Genomic DNA, 16,011 nt, shown 5'->3' with positions numbered 1-16,011 from the left:
AAGGACTCAGGCCTTCTTGTCCGGCGCCGGCTTGTCGTTCGGGTTGGCGATCAGCGCTTTGAGCTGTTCGCTCATCGGGAACATCAGGTTCAGGCCTTTTGGTGGAATCGGCTGGGTGAACCACTTGTCGTAGATCTTGTTGATCTCGCCCGATTTGTAGGTCGCAACGATGGCATCATCGACGGCTTTCTTGAACGCAGGGTCTTCCTTGCGAACCATGCAACCGTAGATTTCGTAAGACTGAGGAGTGCCGGTAACGGCCCAGTCGGTCGGCTTCTTGGCCTTGGCCATTTCGCCTGCGAGCAGGGCGTCGTCCATCATGAAGGCGACGGCGCGGCCCGATTCCAGCATCTGGAACGACTCGCCGTGGTCCTTGGCCGAAATCACGTTCATGCCCATCTGCTTGTCGGCGTTCATCGCCTTGAGGATGCGCTCGGACGTGGTGCCCGCCGTGGTCACGACGTTCTTGCCTTTGAGGTCATCGAAGTCTTTGTAGGACGAGTCAGCCTTACTCAGCAGACGGGTGCCGATTTCGAAAATGCCGACGGAGAAGTCGACTTGCTGGGCGCGCTCGGCGTTGTTGGTGGTCGAACCGCATTCGACGTCGACGGTGCCGTTCTGCACCAGCGGGATACGGGTCTGGGAAGTGACCAGGTTGTACTTGACCTTCAGATCAGGCATGTCCAGGTCTTTCTTGATCGCTTCAACGATCTTCAGCTGGATGTCAGCGGAGTAGCCCACTGGCACGCCGGAAGCGTCAGCGATGTAGGAAAAAGGAATGGAGGAGTCGCGGTGACCTAGGGTGATGGTGCCGGACTCTTTGATTTTCTTCAGAGTGCCAGTCAGTTCGGCGGCGAAAACAGGTGTGGTGATCAAAGCGGCAGCAATGGCTGCGCCCAGGATGTGGGGAACGATGCGCATCTGGTTTACCTCGACATTGTTTTTTTTATTGAGCCGGTGTTGGACGGCCCTATCGTTTCAGAGCGCTTCAACGGCGGCCCAGTCAGGCGACACGCTACATCGAAGCAATCGTGAAAGAGTGTAGAGCATGAGTCATGCCAGAGATGTGACCGAGGCTAAGCGTATGAAAGTGTTGGATATTTACAGAGAAGGGAAGTGAGACGGACGATTCGGCCGTCCGGGATTCCGAATTGGGAGGGAGAGGGTGTTCGGGAATCCGAATGACATCGCAGGAGTTTTGGTGTTGAGAGCCAATGGTTTTGCGGTGTGGTTTCTGACGCTTTCCCGGCTGAAGCCGGTCCTACAAAATCGCGTCATTTCAGTAGGACCGGCTTTAGCCGGGAATTCGGTCTGGCAAATTATGCGTGGATCTTTGGTGCCGACACTGGCCAGTCAAACCGGTCAATAGCCCCGTTGCTGCCAGCCACTTTATCCAGGTAAGCCTGAACCTTCTGGTGCTCTTCATCAGTGGTGAACAGGCCAAGCTTGGTCCGGCGCCACAGGATATCTTCGGATTTGGTCGCCCATTCCTCGCTGCACAGGTAATCCACTTCGCGGCTGTACAGGCCACCGCCCAAGTGTTCGCCCATTTCGCTCAGATCCCGGACGCCCTCCACGATGCGCCAGCTGCGTGAGCCATACGTAATGGCCCAACGCCTGGCGGTTTCTGCCGGCAGCCAGGTGCAACGCTGTTGCAGCTCGGCGGCCAGTGCCTCAGGCGTGGTCATGCTCTCACCGCCTGGCAGGCTGGCTTTTGCGGTCCAGCTTGGCTTCATCTGCGGGAAGAACGGCGCCAGTTGTTGCATCGCCGATTCCGCCAGCTTGCGATAGGTCGTCAGCTTGCCGCCGAACACCGAAAGGATCGGCGCCTCTTGGGCACTGCCCGACATCGACAAGGTGTAGTCGCGGGTGATCGCCGACGGGTTGTCCGACTCGTCGTTGCACAGCGGACGCACACCTGACCAAGTGCTCAGAATGTCGGCGCGGCTGAGCTGCTTCTTGAAGTGATCGTTGACGATCTTCAGCAGGTAATCGGTCTCGCCTTCGGTTATCGCTACTTTGCCGGGATCTTCAGAATATTCGCGGTCGGTCGTGCCGATGATGGTGAAGCGTTCCAGGTACGGAATGGCGAACACAATTCGCTGATCTTCGTTCTGCAGAATGAACGCGTTTTCGCCTTCGTACAGCTTTGGCACGATCAAGTGGCTGCCCTGAATCAGGCGAATGCCGTACTGCGATTCGAGCTTGAGGTCTTCACGAATGAACTTGGCGACCCATGGACCGGCTGCGTTAACCAGCGCTTTCGCCCGAATGGAAAACAGGCTGCCGTCCGCACGCTCCATGTTCATGTGCCACACGCCGCCGCTGCGACGGGCGCCCAGACAGCGGGTCTGCGTATGAATGTGCGCGCCTTTTTCACGGGCGGCCATGGCATTGAGGACGACCAGACGTGCGTCGTCAACCCAGCAATCAGAGTATTCAAAGCCCTTGGTGATCGAACTGTTCAGCGGGCTGTTGGCGCCGAAGCGAATGGTCTTCGACGCTGCCAGCTTCTCGCGTTTGCCAAGGTGGTCATACAGGAACAGCCCGGCGCGGATCATCCACGCGGGGCGCAGGTGCGGACGGTGAGGCAACACGAAGCGCATCGGCTTGACGATGTGCGGCGCTTTTTCCAACAACACTTCGCGTTCGGCCAGCGCTTCGCGAACCAGACGGAATTCGTAGTGTTCCAGGTAACGGAGGCCACCGTGGATCAGCTTGCTGCTGGCCGAGGACGTGTGGCTGGCAAGGTCGTCCTTCTCGCAGAGAAAGACCGAAAGGCCCCGGCCCGATGCGTCTGCCGCGATGCCGACACCATTGATGCCACCACCGATCACGGCAACGTCGTAGACCTCGGAAAGGGGTGGGGTCGGCAAACTGGACTGGGCCATCGGGGCCTCCTGAGTGTTCGATCGCGTTCGAATGCTGCGCTATGGGGAGGGCGAATTCGAACATTTATGTTCATTTCCGAAAATAGTAGCGCAATAAGGCGAACACAGCCACCCAGTATTCATTGAAAATACTGATGGGAGAGAGGGGAAAGGAACAAAAGCGAACATCTGAGATGGGGCGGCGTGAGATGAGGCGAGCGCCGCAATCGCGCTCGCTCATGGATCGGGGCTTAAACCACTTCCAGCCGAATCTTGTTTTGCGTCAGCAGTTGCGCCAGCGCAGGTACAGGCGTCTGATCCGTCACCAGGCAGTCGATCAGCGTGATCGGTCCCAGTCGAACCATCGCGTTTCGGCCGAACTTGCTGGAGTCCGCTGCCAGAATCACCTGACGCGCGTTGGCGATGATCGCCTGGGAAACGCGCACTTCCTGATAATCGAAATCCAGCAGGCTGCCGTCCTCATCGATCCCGCTAATGCCCACCAGGGCGAAATCGACTTTGAACTGCGTGATGAAATCCACGCTCGCTTGACCGACCACGCCGCCATCCCGGCGCACATTGCCGCCTGCCAGCAGCACTTCAAAGTCGTCCTTGCCGCTGAGAATCGACGCCACGTGCAGGTTGTTGGTGATGATCTTGAGGTGGTTGTGGTTCAGCAGGGCACGGGCGATGGATTCGGTGGTGGTGCCGATGTTGATGAACAGCGACGCGTGATCCGGGATCTGCGCGGCGATGGCCTCGGCGATGCGTTGCTTCTCATCGCGCATCTGATCGGCACGCATGGCGTAGGCAGTGTTTTCGATGCTGGAGTCGTAGGCCGCGCCACCGTGGTAGCGACGCAGGAGGTTCATTTCCGCGAGCTGATTGATGTCGCGGCGGATGGTTTGCGGGGTCACGACGAACAGCTGCGCCATTTCCTCGATGCTGACGTAGCCGCGCTCACGGACCAGCTCGAGGATCTGCTGTTGACGGGGTGGCAGATTCATTTTTTATCCTTCGGGCACGGGCGCCCATGATGCCGCAGGCAGCCATTGCCTGTCAGCCGGAAAAAATGCCTCTGCCGCTCCGTTCAGAATCGCCCTGATTCGACCTCTTCGTGGGGTTCCCAGTCGCGCGTACGGTCCACCGCCTTGCGCCAGCCGGCGTACAGTTTTTCCTTCTCGGCGTCATCGCATTGCGGCTCGAACTTGCGCTCGATGACCGCCTTGCCCTTCAGCTCGTCCAGCCCGCTCCAGAAACCGATCGCGAGACCTGCCAGATACGCCGCGCCCAACGCAGTGGTTTCGCGCATTTTCGGGCGCTCCACCGGCGTGCCGAGAATGTCGGCCTGGAACTGCATGAGGAAGTTGTTCGCCACTGCGCCGCCGTCAACGCGAAGGGCCTTGAGCGGCTCGCCGGCATCCTGTTGCATGGCGTCGAGCACGTCGCGGGTCTGGTAGGCGATGGATTCCAGCGCGGCACGAATGATGTGATCGACCTTCACGCCACGGGTCAGGCCGAACAGGGCGCCACGTGCATAGGGGTCCCAGTAGGGCGCGCCCAGGCCAGTGAAGGCTGGCACCAGGTAGACGCCATTGCTGTTCTTCACTTTCGTGGCGAAGTATTCGGTGTCCATGGAATCGTTGACGATTTTCAGCTCGTCGCGCAACCACTGCACGGTGGAGCCGCCGTTGAATACAGCGCCCTCCAGCGCATACGCCACTTCACCGCGCGGTCCGCAGCCGATGGTGGTCAACAGGCCGTGATTGGATTTCACGGCTTTCTTGCCCGTGTTCATCAGCAGGAAGCAGCCGGTGCCGTAAGTGTTCTTCGCCTGACCCGGCTCGACGCACATCTGGCCGAACAACGCCGATTGCTGATCGCCGGCGATCCCGGCGATGGGGATGCCGCTTTTGCTGTGGCCGTAGACTTCGGACGACGACTTGACCTCCGGCAACATCTCCCGAGGCACGTCGAGGACGTCGAGCATGCGCTGATCCCACTCCAGCGTATGGATGTTGAACATCATCGTGCGCGAGGCGTTGGTGTAGTCGGTGACGTGCACCTTGCCGCCGGTAAACTTCCAGATCAGCCAGCTATCGACAGTGCCGAACAGCAGCTCGCCACGGCGGGCGCGCTCGCGGCTGCCCTCAACGTGATCAAGAATCCACTTCAGTTTGCTGCCGGAAAAGTACGGGTCGATGACCAGACCGGTGGTGTCCCGGATGTACTCTTCCAGACCGTCACGCTTGAGTTGCTGGCAGATCTCGGTGCTGCGGCGGCATTGCCAGACCACGGCGTTGTAGATCGGCCGCCCAGTGTCCTTTTCCCAGACCACCGTGGTTTCGCGCTGGTTGGTGATACCGATCGCTGCGATCTGGTTGTGGTGCAGATTGGCCTGGGCCAGCACCTTGGTCATGCACGCGGTCTGGGTGGCGAAGATTTCCATCGGGTCGTGCTCGACCCAGCCCGGCTGAGGATAATGCTGAACGAACTCGCTCTGGGCGCTGCTCACCACGTTGGCGTCGCGGTCAAAAATGATGGCACGGGAACTGGTGGTGCCTTGATCCAGAGCGATGATGTAATTCTTATTTTCGGTGTCGGTCATGTCGGTTGCCTGGTGATAGAGCGAGTTTCCGGAAGCTGCCGTCCGTAGGTGCCTTTGCGCACTGAATACCGGTATGGCATCAAGGAAGCAAGCGAGATATTCGTATTCGAAAAAATATAGACGTAAACGAACCTTGTCAAAGGTCGAAAGCGAACGTTATCGATGAATGTTCCGAGTCGCCGATATTAGTGGATAAGTCCTTCTCGAATGCAGGCATTTCGATAACCAATGGCCTAAAGTATCGGCAGCAAACGAGAAAGTGTCTGGCTGTCTGGAGCGCTGCATGACCCCTGCATTGGATTTACTGAAAAAGGTTCGCGCCGAACATCGCGTCCACAGTTACGAACACGATCCCAAGGCCGCATCGTATGGTCTGGAAGCGGCAGAAAAGCTCGATCTGGCCCCCGCTCAGGTGTTCAAGACGCTGCTGGCCAGCACTGAAAAAGGCGAGCTGCTGGTGGCCGTGGTCCCCGTCGTGGGCTCGCTGGATCTGAAAGCCCTGGCCCATGCCGCCGGCGCGAAGAAGGCCGAAATGGCTGCCCCGGCCGCCGCCCAGCGTGCCACCGGCTATTTACTGGGCGGCATCAGTCCGCTCGGGCAGAAGAAAAGGCTACGCACCTTCATCGATGAGTCCGCTCAACCGTTCGCGACGATTTTTGTCAGCGCGGGTCGGCGCGGGCTTGAAGTCGAACTGCCCGCCGCCGTACTTGCAGAACACACAGGTGCGACCTTTGTCCGGATTGGCCGGGAATGATTCGCCGGGTTCGTCAGAAATGCCTGACCCTTTCATGCGGTGAAACTGACCGCAGACCCGCAGCGCCCGAACCGGGTCGCCGCATTTCGTTACTCGGGGGTGCCTTCCATGCAGCTTGAATTCCATCAGGTCGATGCTTTCACCGACCGCCCGTTCTCAGGCAACCCGGCAATGGTCTACCGCCTTGACGCCTGGCTTTCCGATCCACTGATGCAGCAAATTGCTTCAGAGCACAATTTGTCGGAGACCGCATTTCTGGTCCGTGAAGCCCCGGGCTGGCACATACGCTGGTTTACCCCGACCCATGAAGTGCCGCTGTGCGGGCATGCGACCCTGGCAAGCGCCTTTGTGCTGTTCGAGAAGTACGGCGAGAAGGCCGAAGTTATTCACTTCATCGGTAAATCCGGGCCATTGAGTGTGAGCCGTGAAAGCAATCGGCTGGTCCTGGACTTTCCGTCGATGCCGCCCGCCGAGCAGGGTGTGACGGTGGAAATCGAGCGTGCTCTCGGCACTGCCGTCGTCGACGTGCTGAGTGCTGCGGAATTGCTTGTGGTGCTGGAGTCCGAGCAGGCTGTTCGCGATTGCAAACCCGACTTCGCTGCCATCGCGCGGTTGCCGTGGCCAGGGGTGATCGTGACCGCCAAGGGTGACGGCGAACGCTACGATTTTGTCTCGCGCTACTTTGCGCCGGGCATCGGCATCAATGAAGACCCGGTCACGGGCTCGACACACTGCAGCCTGATTCCTTACTGGTCGGCCCGTCTCAACAAATTCAGCCTGACGGGTTATCAGGCGTCGGCGCGGGGAGGGGAGCTGTTCTGCCGGCTTGAGGGTGAACGCGTGAAGATTGGCGGGCACGCGACGCTGATGGCCAGCGGCGCGTTGATCCTGGGCTAAAAGTGCCTGATCGAGAATGACAGGCCTTCAGACCGCCACGTCCCGATGCACCGGGACGCTGCCCGAAGTTGGAAAAAGCACCAGATGCTCGGCTGACACGTTGAAGCCGACCTGATCCCCGGCGCGCAGATCCACATGGCTGGGAAACAACGCTTCCAGCTGCGTGCCGGTCGGCAACTGCAGGCGATACAAAGTGGCCGCGCCCTGAAACGTCAGGCTCGCAACGCGGGCCTTGATCGGGCTGTCGGGCGCATAAACGATGTCGTCAGGGCGCAGCAGCACATCCATCGGCGTACCCGGCGCGCCAGCGTAGGCACGATTGCCCCGCAGCACGCCCAACTCGGTCTGCACCGATTCGGCATCGATCATTTGCCCGCGAATGAAATAACCCTGGCCGACGAAACTGGCGACATAAGGCGTCGCCGGCTCGTGATAGAGGTTGTAGGGCGTATCCCACTGCTCCAGCCGACCGTCCTTGAACACGCCGACGTGATCGCTCACGGCAAAGGCTTCTTCCTGGTCGTGGGTCACCAGAATCGCGCTGGTGCCACGGGCTTTGAGAATGTCGCGCACCTCGTGGCTCAGGCGCCGACGCAGCTCGCCATCCAGGTTTGAAAACGGCTCATCGAGCAGCAACAACTGCGGCTCCGGCGCGAGCGCGCGGGCCAGCGCCACACGTTGTTGCTGTCCACCGGAAAGCTCATGGGGATGGCGGCTGCCCAGCGCGCGGAGATTGACCCGCTCCAGCATCTCCTGAACCACCTGCTTCTGGCGCGGATGTTTGCGGATGCCGAAGGCGATGTTGTCGGCGACGGTGAGGTGCGGAAACAGGGCGTAGTCCTGAAACACCATGCCGATCCGGCGCTTCTCCGGGGCCAGGGTAAACCCGGCCCGGGAAATGACCTCGCCCGCCAGCGTTATCTCGCCCTCATGCACCGGCTCGAAACCGGCGATGGCGCGCAGGGTAGTGGTCTTGCCGCAGCCGGACGAACCCAGCAGGCAACCGATGTCGCCGGCATTCAGGTGCAGATTGAGGTTCTGCACCACGCGTTGGTCCTGATAACCACAGGCGAGGTTATGCAGCGTCAGCAGCAGGGGCTGACTCATGGGGCAGCGAAGGCCGGGGCCACGAGGAACTCGAGCAGGGCTTTCTGCGCATGCAGCCGGTTCTCCGCCTGATCCCACGCCACCGAACGCGGGTCATCCAGCAGGTCTTCGCTGATCTCCTCACCACGGTGCGCCGGCAGGCAGTGCATGAAAATCACATCGTCAGCAGCGCGGTCGAGCATTTCGCGGGTGACCTGAAAAGGCTTGAACAGGGCCAGACGCTTGGCGGCTTCTTCTTCCTGCCCCATGGATGTCCACACATCGGTACTGACCAGGTGCGCACCTTTTACCGCTTCGTGGGGGTCGCGGGTCAAGGTCACGCGATCGCCCGCCAAGGCCAGGTAATGCGCGCTGGGTTCGTAGCCGTCCGGACAGGCGACACGCAACTGAAAGTCGAACTGAATCGCTGCTTCTATATAGCTGTTGCACATGTTATTGCCATCACCGATCCACGCCACGGTCTTGCCCTGAATGGAGCCGCGGTGCTCGAGGAACGTCTGCATGTCGGCCAGCAACTGGCAGGGATGGAGGTCATCGGACAGGCCGTTGATCACCGGCACGCGGGAATGGGCAGCGAACTCGGTGAGGTTGCTGTGGGCGAAGGTACGGATCATCACGGCATCGACCATCCGCGACATCACCCGTGCGCCATCGGCAATCGGCTCGCCACGGCCCAGCTGGGTGTCCCGAGGGGAGAGGAAGATGGCCTGGCCGCCCAGCTGGATCATCCCGGCTTCGAACGAGACACGGGTCCGCGTCGAGGATTTCTCGAAGATCATCGCCAGGATACGGCCCTTCAATGGCTCGAAGAGCACGCCTCGATTCCGCAGGTCCTTCAGCTCAACGCCGCGACGAATCACCCCGACCAGCTCAGCGGGGGTGTAGTCCATCATCGAGAGAAAGTGCCTTGCGCTCATCATTAACTACCTTGTCTGCAACAGACCGCAGATCCTCAAAGCCGGGTTTTTTCGGAAAAACGGGCGAGACCTGCGGCGAAAGCCGCACGGGGCGACGAATAGGGAAGGCGCGAGGGTATAAGAAAATGTCGCCTGATGCCAAGGCCCGCCGTGACGGAAAATCGTCGTCGGACGTTCGGTAGCCTGAAAGCGGTGTTCGCAGGACGCTTTTCATGTAACGAAGTGCTACAGTCATGTTTCTGCGCAGGCCATTCGCCATCGCATTAGTCCTGATCAGACACATCGCTTGTGATACCCGTTGGCGTTGCTGCGATTACTGCCTGATCCGTAACAGTCGCAAACCACTGTGCAGCCTTATGCGACACGCTTCACGCCGCGGAAACCCGGACGTTTCCTAAACCATCGGCGTGGGTTATAAAGGCCGCTTATGTCCTCCAAAAGAGGTGGGGAATGGATTCAAAAGAGCAACAACTGACGGAACTGCTCGGGCTCACGGCTCGAACCCTTACGCACCTCACGGCGTCCATGACGTCGATGTCGTTCGAACTGATGCGCAGCGAAGATGAGGTCACCCGTTCTGCGGGACGCCGGATGATCGATCGCATGGCAACCATCAGTGCCGGACTCGACGAACACTGGCGGCTGATCGGCGAACTCACCGGCGTCCAGGTGTCTCAGGAGCAGATCGAAACGGTTCATGAGGTGCAGATGCAGCGCAAGGTGGTCACGCCCATCGGTGGCGCCGCTTCTTGAGTGACGTTTCCTTCATCGGGTGAGCTATCGGCTCGCCTGATGCTGCGCGATTCACGGCGCTGACATTTCTGGCGCATCGCCTGGACAGGTCCCATAGTTTTGTATCCGCGATCGGCTTGATCGCCCTATAAAAACTCGAGACTGGCGATGACCAAGACTCTGCACCACCGTGCCTGTCACCTGTGCGAGGCGATTTGCGGCCTCACCCTCGAAACCACCCTGCAGGACGATGCCACCACCCTGATCACCTCGATCAAGGGCGATGCGCAGGACACGTTCAGTCGCGGGCATATCTGCCCCAAAGCCATCGCGCTGCAAGATATCCAGAATGACCCCGATCGCCTCCGGCGGCCCATGCAGCGCATTGGCAACGACTGGCAGCCGATCGAGTGGCAGGCCGCGTTTGATTTGATCGCCGAGCGCTTGGCCGACATTCAGGAGCGTCATGGGCAGAACGCGGTGGCGGTGTATCAGGGCAACCCCAGCGTGCACAACTATGGGCTGATGACCCACAGCAATTATTTTCTCGGGCTGCTGAAAACCCGTAACCGCTACTCCGCAACCTCCGTGGACCAGTTGCCTCATCACCTCACCAGTCACTTGATGTACGGCCACGGTCTGCTGCTGCCCATCGCCGACATTGACCACACCGATTTCATGCTCATCCTCGGCGGCAACCCGCTGGCGTCCAACGGCAGCATCATGACCGTGCCGGACGTCGAGAAGCGCCTGAAGGCGATTCAGGCCCGTGGCGGCAAAGTCGTGGTGGTCGATCCGCGTCGCAGCGAGACCGCCGCCATTGCCGATCAGCACCTGTTCATCCGTCCGGGCGGCGACGCAGCGTTTCTGTTCGGCTTGCTGCACACCCTGTTTGCCGAAGGCCTGACCCGTGAAAGCCACCTTGGGGTTGATGGCCTGGAGGAAGTCCGCGCGGCAGTCAGCGAGATGAACGCCGACGCCATGAGTCCTCGATGCGGCGTGCCTGCCGAGCAGATCAGGCAGCTCGCGCGGGACTTCGCCGCTGCCGAAAGCGGTGTGTGTTACGGGCGTATGGGTATCTCCACCCAGGCATTTGGCACGCTGTGCCACTGGCTGGTGCAACTGATCAATCTGGTCACCGGCAATCTCGACCGTGCAGGCGGTGCGCTGTGCACCGAGCCCGCGCTGGATCTGGTGGCGTCAACCTCCGGCGGCAGCTTCAACCGCTGGCAGAGCCGCGTCTCGCAACTGCCTGAGTACGGCGGCGAGCTGCCGGTTTCTGCGCTGGCGGAGGAAATGCTGACGCCCGGGGAAGGGCAGATCAAGGCACTGATTACGGTCGCGGGCAACCCGGTGTTGTCGACGCCGAACGGCCGTCAGCTCGACACCGCGCTTGAAGGGATGGAGTTCATGGTCAGCGTCGATTTGTACATCAACGAAACCACGCGGCACGCAGACCTGATACTGCCGTCGACGTCCGCTTTGGAAAATGACCACTACGACACCACGTTCAACATGTTCGCCGTGCGCAACGTCACACGGTTCAACCGCGCCATCCTCGTCAAGCCCGAGGGCGCGCTGCACGACTGGGAAATCTTTGTCGGCCTCGCCCAAGCGTTCGCACTGAAAACCGGCCGGGAGCTCAAACCGACGATGCGGCCGTCGCAGATGGTCGATCGCGGTCTGCGCGCCGGGCTGTATGGCGATGCTTCGCCGCTTAAGCTGTCGCTGGAGACACTGGCGCAGTATCCCCACGGCCTGGACCTCGGGCCGCTCAAGCCCAACCTCGCCAAGCGCCTCAAAACCGTCAACCAGCGCGTTCAGACCGCGCCGTCGGTGATCCTTGCCGATCTCGCTCGCTTCGCCGCGCAGCCGGCTCCGCACGCCGACGCCCTGGTGCTCATCGGTCGGCGCCACGTGCGCAGCAATAATTCATGGATGCACAATTACCATCGCCTGGTGAAAGGCAAGCCGCGGCATCAGTTGTTGATGCACCCTGACGACTTGCTCAGCAGAGGGTTGATGGATGGTCAGCGGGTCAGGGTCAGCTCGCGGGTCGGCGTGATCGAGGTCGAGGTAATGGGCAGCGACGACATGATGCGCGGGGTCGTCAGCCTGCCCCATGGCTGGGGCCACGGTCGTCCGGGCGTGAAAATGGATATCGCTACAGCCCAACCAGGTGAGAGCGCGAATGACCTCACTGACGAGCGGGCGCTGGATGGGATCTCCGGGAACGCCGTGCTGAATGGGGTGCCGGTCACTGTTGCAGCGGCATGATGGCCATCATCTTCATAAGAACGATCAAGGCCAAGACCGAGCGTTATGCTCGGGAATCGTTTAGAATGCGCCACCGTGTCGACACATACAGTCGTAAAGTTTAGCCGAGGTGCTCCATGGATATTATCGAAACGATCAAAGACCAGATTGCCAGCAACACCGTTCTGCTTTACATGAAAGGCGCTCCGAATGCCCCGCAGTGTGGCTTTTCGGCCAAGGCTTCCCAGGCACTGATGGCCTGTGGCGAAAAGTTCGCGTACGTCGATATCCTGCAGAACCCGGAAATCCGCGCCAACTTGCCGAAATACGCCAACTGGCCAACCTTCCCGCAGCTGTGGGTCGGTGGTGAGCTGGTCGGCGGTAGCGACATCATCACTGAAATGCAGGCTGACGGTTCTCTGCAGGAACTGGTGAAAGCCGCTGTTGCGAAAAACGCCACTGCCTGATTTCGGCGGTCGTAAAAAAGCCCCGCTCTCTGCCGAGAAGCGGGGCTTTTTATTGGACGGTGTCAGGGACGATTATCAGTCCTCTTCGCCCATCTGAGACTGCAGGTAGTTCTCGATGCCGACCTTGTCGATCAGGCCCAGCTGGGTTTCCAGCCAGTCGATGTGCTCTTCTTCCGATTCCAGAATGTCTTCCAGCATCTCGCGGCTGCCGAAGTCACCCACGGTTTCGCAATGCGCGATGGCGGCTTTCAAATCAGCGTGGCCCTTGCGCTCGATGCGAAGGTCACACTCAAGCATTTCCTTGGTGTGCTCGCCGATCAGGATCTTGCCCAAGTCCTGCAGATTCGGCAGGCCTTCCAGGAACAGGATGCGCTTGATCAGTTTGTCAGCGTGTTTCATCTCGTCGATGGATTCGTGGTACTCGTGTTTGCCAAGCTTGTTCAGGCCCCAGTCTTCGTACATGCGCGCATGCAGGAAGTACTGATTGATCGCGACCAGCTCGTTACCGAGGATCTTGTTGAGATGCTGGATGACTGTGATGTCGCCTTTCATGATCGGGTCCTGTCGAAGATATAGGTAATACAGGCGGCAAGTCTGAGCCCCCTCTATAACGCTGTCAAACCTAAGTTATTGAATAATAAGTGAAAATAAATAGGAATAAGAATGTTTGTGTTCCGCATCTTGTTGCTAAGCGATTGAATTAAAGGCATAAAAAAACCGGACTGTGTCCGGTTTTGTTTGAAAGCGGTAATTCACGCAGCTGAAAATTCGGCGGGATAGGCGAGGGCGGCGTGACTGGTTTGCAGCTCGGTCAGGGTTTCACGCACCACTTCCTTCGCCAGGCAGGCACATTTTCCACACTTGCTGGCGACACCCAAGGTCTCGCGGACGTCACGATAGCTGCAGCATCCTTCCATGATTGCTTCACGGATTTGTCCGTCGGTAACACCTTTGCAGAGGCAGACATACATAAAAGAAACCGTCGCTGAGTGATTGGCTCAATGCGAGGGATACTAATGTTAATGAGAATGCTTGTCAAAACTACTCAAGCTTTTTTAGGTGACTGCCGATGAGTGGTTGGGTGCGGCGAAGAAGAGTTCTGCCTAACGGCAGAACTGTTTCGCCTTCGGCGAGTTACTTGGAAAAGCACCCCAAGTAACCAAGGGTGCTTGCTCCTGGTTAGGCCCGACTTCGTCGGTTCCTTCACTCCGGTCCCGCTCCGTGGGCCCGCCCCCATCCGCCATCCATGGCGGGGGGCGGCTCTCGCGGCATCCATGCCGCTCGGCCCACTCCGCGAGACCTGCGTTCAGCCTGCACCCAAGTCGCGATTGGTGGCGTCTGAGCTTTATGCGTATGAAGGTCAACGGCGCTTTTAAAGCAGATCAAAGGCTTCCCGGCTGAAGCCGGTCCTACGGGACGCGCGATCATTGTCGGACCGGCTTTAGCCGGGAAGGGGCCAGTCGGGGCGCTGACGGGGTTTAAGCTGATGGCTACCCATAAATCTCCTCCACAAAAAAACCGGCCACAGGGGCCGGTTCATCTAGCGCAGCAGCATCGACTCAATCGTTGAAGTCGTGCCAGCCGCCCATTTCTTTCCAGCGGTTGACGATGCCGCAGAACAGCTCGGCAGTCTTCTCGGTGTCGTAACGGGCCGAATGAGCTTCGCGACCGTCGAAATCGATGTCCGCCGACTGACAGGCTTTCGCCAGAACAGTCTGACCGTACGCCAGGCCCGCCAGCGTCGCCGTGTCAAAGCTGGAAAACGGATGGAACGGATTACGCTTCATGTCCAGCCGCGCAACCGCTGCGTTGAGAAAGCCCAGGTCGAAGCTGGCATTGTGGCCGACCAGAATTGCTCGCTTGCAGCCATTGGCCTTCAGCGCCTTGCGGATGCCGCGGAAGATGTCCGTCAGCGCGGTTTCTTCACTCACGGCCATGCGCAGCGGGTGATCCAGCTTGATGCCGGTGAACTCCAGCGCCGCCGCTTCAACGTTGGCGCCTTCGAAGGGTTCGACACGGAAGAAATACGTGTGGTCCGGGAAGACAAAGCCTTTCTCGTCCATGCCAATCGTCGTGGCTGCGATTTCCAGCAACGCATCAGTGGCGCAGTTGAAACCGCCAGTTTCTACGTCAACGACAACGGGCAGGTAACCGCGAAAACGGGCAGCCATCGGGTGCCGGGACCCTGTACCGCCGCCGGAGCCTTCTTGCTCTTCTTCGTAATGTTCTTCACTCACGCGTGTTCCTCCAGCAGGCGCCAGCGCAGTTTTTCACCGGCGCGCAGCGGGATAACAGAAAGCTCGCCAAACGGCAGGCTGGCGGGGGCCGTCCACTCGTCACGAACCAGGGTAATGGTGTCAGTGTTGGCCGGCAGGCCATAGAAGGCCGGGCCGTGCAGACTGGCGAAACCTTCCAGCTTGTCCAGCGCATTGCGTGACTCGAACGCCTCGGCGTAAAGCTCGATGGCGGCAAACGCGGTGTAGCAGCCTGCGCAACCGCAGGCCGCCTCTTTGGCGTGCTGCGCATGGGGCGCGGAGTCCGTCCCGAGGAAGAACTTGCTGTTGCCGCTGGTGGCGGCATCGAGCAGGGCGACCTGGTGGGTATTGCGCTTGAGAATCGGCAAGCAATAGAAGTGAGGACGAATGCCGCCCACCAGCATGTGGTTGCGGTTGTACAGCAGATGGTGCGCAGTGATGGTCGCACCGACATTGGCCGACGCTTCATTGACGAACTGCACGGCGTCGGCGGTGGTGATGTGTTCGAACACCACTTTCAACGTCGGAAAACGCTCGACGACACGACGCATGTGTTCATCGATGAAAATCTTCTCGCGGTCGAACACGTCGATGTCGCCGCGGGTCACTTCGCCGTGGATCAGCAGCGGCAGGCCCACTTCGGCCATCGCCTCGAGCACCGGGAAGATCTTATCGACGCTGGTCACGCCCGAATCGGAGTTGGTGGTAGCGCCCGCCGGGTACAACTTGGCGGCGTAGACGAAACCACTGGCCTTCGCGGCGCGAATCTCTTCGGGCTGCGTCAAGTCGGTGAGGTAAAGCACCATCAGCGGCTCGAAGTGGCTGCCCTGCGGGCGCGCAGCGAGGATGCGCTGACGATAGGCTTCCGCTTGCTCCGCGTTGCGTACCGGCGGCACGAGGTTCGGCATGATGATCGCGCGGCCAAAAGTGCGCGCTACGTCGGCGACGGTGTGGGGCAAAACAGCGCCATCTCGAAGATGGATGTGCCAGTCGTCGGGGCGCAGGAGGGTCAGGCGTTCGGACATTGGGGATTCCAGGCGGGTCAAACTCGCTGGGAATGCTACCGGAAAAGACTCCTCCAGGCACTCGCTATCAAGTTTTGCGGGAAGTTACCGATAGCCACGTGTAAGTCATAAATTTTGTTACAC

The 16,011-nt window shown here is 59.6% G+C and carries 15 protein-coding genes; 5 read left to right on the top strand and 10 right to left on the bottom strand.

The window, feature by feature from the left end; genetic code table 11:
* Positions 1–6: 6 nt before the first annotated feature.
* From L4G42_RS09845 to glpK, 4 genes are all read right to left on the bottom strand, one after another.
* Positions 7–921, bottom strand: a complete 915-nt coding sequence (locus L4G42_RS09845; protein WP_122622341.1) for a glutamate/aspartate ABC transporter substrate-binding protein — start codon at positions 919–921, stop codon at positions 7–9.
* A gap of 398 nt (positions 922–1,319) precedes the next feature.
* Positions 1,320–2,891, bottom strand: coding sequence for a glycerol-3-phosphate dehydrogenase (gene glpD, locus L4G42_RS09840; protein ID WP_237250348.1), 1,572 nt, complete (start codon positions 2,889–2,891; stop codon positions 1,320–1,322).
* Between the two features lie 230 nt (positions 2,892–3,121).
* Positions 3,122–3,877: a DeoR/GlpR family transcriptional regulator gene (locus L4G42_RS09835; RefSeq protein ID WP_074888955.1), complete on the bottom strand. Its 756-nt coding sequence runs from the start codon at positions 3,875–3,877 to the stop codon at positions 3,122–3,124.
* A gap of 83 nt (positions 3,878–3,960) precedes the next feature.
* Positions 3,961–5,478, bottom strand: coding sequence for a glycerol kinase GlpK (gene glpK / locus L4G42_RS09830; protein ID WP_237250347.1), 1,518 nt, complete (start codon positions 5,476–5,478; stop codon positions 3,961–3,963).
* A gap of 283 nt (positions 5,479–5,761) precedes the next feature.
* Here glpK and ybaK point away from each other — a divergent pair, with 283 nt between their 5' ends.
* Both ybaK and L4G42_RS09820 read left to right on the top strand, forming a co-directional pair.
* Positions 5,762–6,232 carry a Cys-tRNA(Pro) deacylase gene (gene ybaK / locus L4G42_RS09825; protein ID WP_237250345.1) on the top strand — a complete coding sequence of 157 codons (471 nt, stop codon included), beginning with the start codon at positions 5,762–5,764 and terminating at the stop codon, positions 6,230–6,232.
* Positions 6,233–6,340: 108 nt separating this feature from the next.
* Positions 6,341–7,129 (top strand): PhzF family phenazine biosynthesis protein, encoded by a 789-nt coding sequence (locus tag L4G42_RS09820; protein ID WP_237259782.1) that lies wholly within the window; start codon positions 6,341–6,343, stop codon positions 7,127–7,129.
* Between the two features lie 27 nt (positions 7,130–7,156).
* Here L4G42_RS09820 and L4G42_RS09815 read toward each other — a convergent pair whose 3' ends face one another.
* Positions 7,157–8,236: an ABC transporter ATP-binding protein gene (locus L4G42_RS09815; protein WP_237250343.1), complete on the bottom strand. Its 1,080-nt coding sequence runs from the start codon at positions 8,234–8,236 to the stop codon at positions 7,157–7,159.
* Positions 8,233–9,153, bottom strand: coding sequence for an ornithine carbamoyltransferase (argF, locus tag L4G42_RS09810; RefSeq protein WP_237250341.1), 921 nt, complete (start codon positions 9,151–9,153; stop codon positions 8,233–8,235). Before argF ends, L4G42_RS09815 begins: the two co-directional genes overlap by 4 nt.
* A 450-nt stretch (positions 9,154–9,603) precedes the next feature.
* Here argF and L4G42_RS09805 point away from each other — a divergent pair, with 450 nt between their 5' ends.
* From L4G42_RS09805 to grxD, 3 genes are all read left to right on the top strand, one after another.
* Positions 9,604–9,906 (top strand): hypothetical protein, encoded by a 303-nt coding sequence (locus L4G42_RS09805; protein WP_237250340.1) that lies wholly within the window; start codon positions 9,604–9,606, stop codon positions 9,904–9,906.
* A gap of 147 nt (positions 9,907–10,053) precedes the next feature.
* The gene (locus tag L4G42_RS09800) at positions 10,054–12,162 is read left to right on the top strand and encodes a molybdopterin oxidoreductase family protein (protein ID WP_237250339.1); all 2,109 of its coding nucleotides are present in this window, start codon (positions 10,054–10,056) and stop codon (positions 12,160–12,162) included.
* Positions 12,163–12,278: 116 nt separating this feature from the next.
* Entirely contained in the window at positions 12,279–12,608 is a 330-nt protein-coding gene (gene grxD, locus L4G42_RS09795; RefSeq protein WP_074888979.1) for a Grx4 family monothiol glutaredoxin, read from the top strand.
* A 75-nt stretch (positions 12,609–12,683) separates the two neighbouring features.
* Here the strand turns inward: grxD and bfr are convergent, their stop codons facing one another.
* From bfr to pyrC, 4 genes are all read right to left on the bottom strand, one after another.
* Entirely contained in the window at positions 12,684–13,160 is a 477-nt protein-coding gene (gene bfr / locus L4G42_RS09790) for a bacterioferritin (RefSeq protein WP_065992554.1), read from the bottom strand.
* A gap of 200 nt (positions 13,161–13,360) precedes the next feature.
* A complete protein-coding gene (locus L4G42_RS09785; RefSeq protein ID WP_237250338.1) occupies positions 13,361–13,579 on the bottom strand; it encodes a bacterioferritin-associated ferredoxin in 219 nt (72 codons plus the stop codon).
* A gap of 588 nt (positions 13,580–14,167) precedes the next feature.
* Entirely contained in the window at positions 14,168–14,845 is a 678-nt protein-coding gene (gene rnt / locus L4G42_RS09780) for a ribonuclease T (RefSeq protein WP_237260786.1), read from the bottom strand.
* Positions 14,842–15,888 carry a dihydroorotase gene (pyrC, locus tag L4G42_RS09775; RefSeq protein ID WP_237250337.1) on the bottom strand — a complete coding sequence of 349 codons (1,047 nt, stop codon included), beginning with the start codon at positions 15,886–15,888 and terminating at the stop codon, positions 14,842–14,844. Before pyrC ends, rnt begins: the two co-directional genes overlap by 4 nt.
* Between the last annotated feature and the right edge of the window lie 123 nt (positions 15,889–16,011).

This window comes from Pseudomonas petrae (genome assembly GCF_021728295.1).
Classification (GTDB): Bacteria; Pseudomonadota; Gammaproteobacteria; order Pseudomonadales; family Pseudomonadaceae; genus Aquipseudomonas; species Aquipseudomonas petrae.
This window is presented reverse-complemented; position numbering and strand designations above follow the sequence as displayed.

Coding starts and splice junctions, on each gene's coding strand:
- L4G42_RS09845 (WP_122622341.1), bottom strand. CDS start 921: ATGCGCATCGTTCCCCACATCCTGGGCGCAGCCATTGCTGCCGCTTTG.
- glpD (WP_237250348.1), bottom strand. CDS start 2,891: ATGGCCCAGTCCAGTTTGCCGACCCCACCCCTTTCCGAGGTCTACGAC.
- L4G42_RS09835 (WP_074888955.1), bottom strand. CDS start 3,877: ATGAATCTGCCACCCCGTCAACAGCAGATCCTCGAGCTGGTCCGTGAG.
- glpK (WP_237250347.1), bottom strand. CDS start 5,478: ATGACCGACACCGAAAATAAGAATTACATCATCGCTCTGGATCAAGGC.
- ybaK (WP_237250345.1), top strand. CDS start 5,762: ATGACCCCTGCATTGGATTTACTGAAAAAGGTTCGCGCCGAACATCGC.
- L4G42_RS09820 (WP_237259782.1), top strand. CDS start 6,341: ATGCAGCTTGAATTCCATCAGGTCGATGCTTTCACCGACCGCCCGTTC.
- L4G42_RS09815 (WP_237250343.1), bottom strand. CDS start 8,236: ATGAGTCAGCCCCTGCTGCTGACGCTGCATAACCTCGCCTGTGGTTAT.
- argF (WP_237250341.1), bottom strand. CDS start 9,153: ATGAGCGCAAGGCACTTTCTCTCGATGATGGACTACACCCCCGCTGAG.
- L4G42_RS09805 (WP_237250340.1), top strand. CDS start 9,604: ATGGATTCAAAAGAGCAACAACTGACGGAACTGCTCGGGCTCACGGCT.
- L4G42_RS09800 (WP_237250339.1), top strand. CDS start 10,054: ATGACCAAGACTCTGCACCACCGTGCCTGTCACCTGTGCGAGGCGATT.
- grxD (WP_074888979.1), top strand. CDS start 12,279: ATGGATATTATCGAAACGATCAAAGACCAGATTGCCAGCAACACCGTT.
- bfr (WP_065992554.1), bottom strand. CDS start 13,160: ATGAAAGGCGACATCACAGTCATCCAGCATCTCAACAAGATCCTCGGT.
- L4G42_RS09785 (WP_237250338.1), bottom strand. CDS start 13,579: ATGTATGTCTGCCTCTGCAAAGGTGTTACCGACGGACAAATCCGTGAA.
- pyrC (WP_237250337.1), bottom strand. CDS start 15,888: ATGTCCGAACGCCTGACCCTCCTGCGCCCCGACGACTGGCACATCCAT.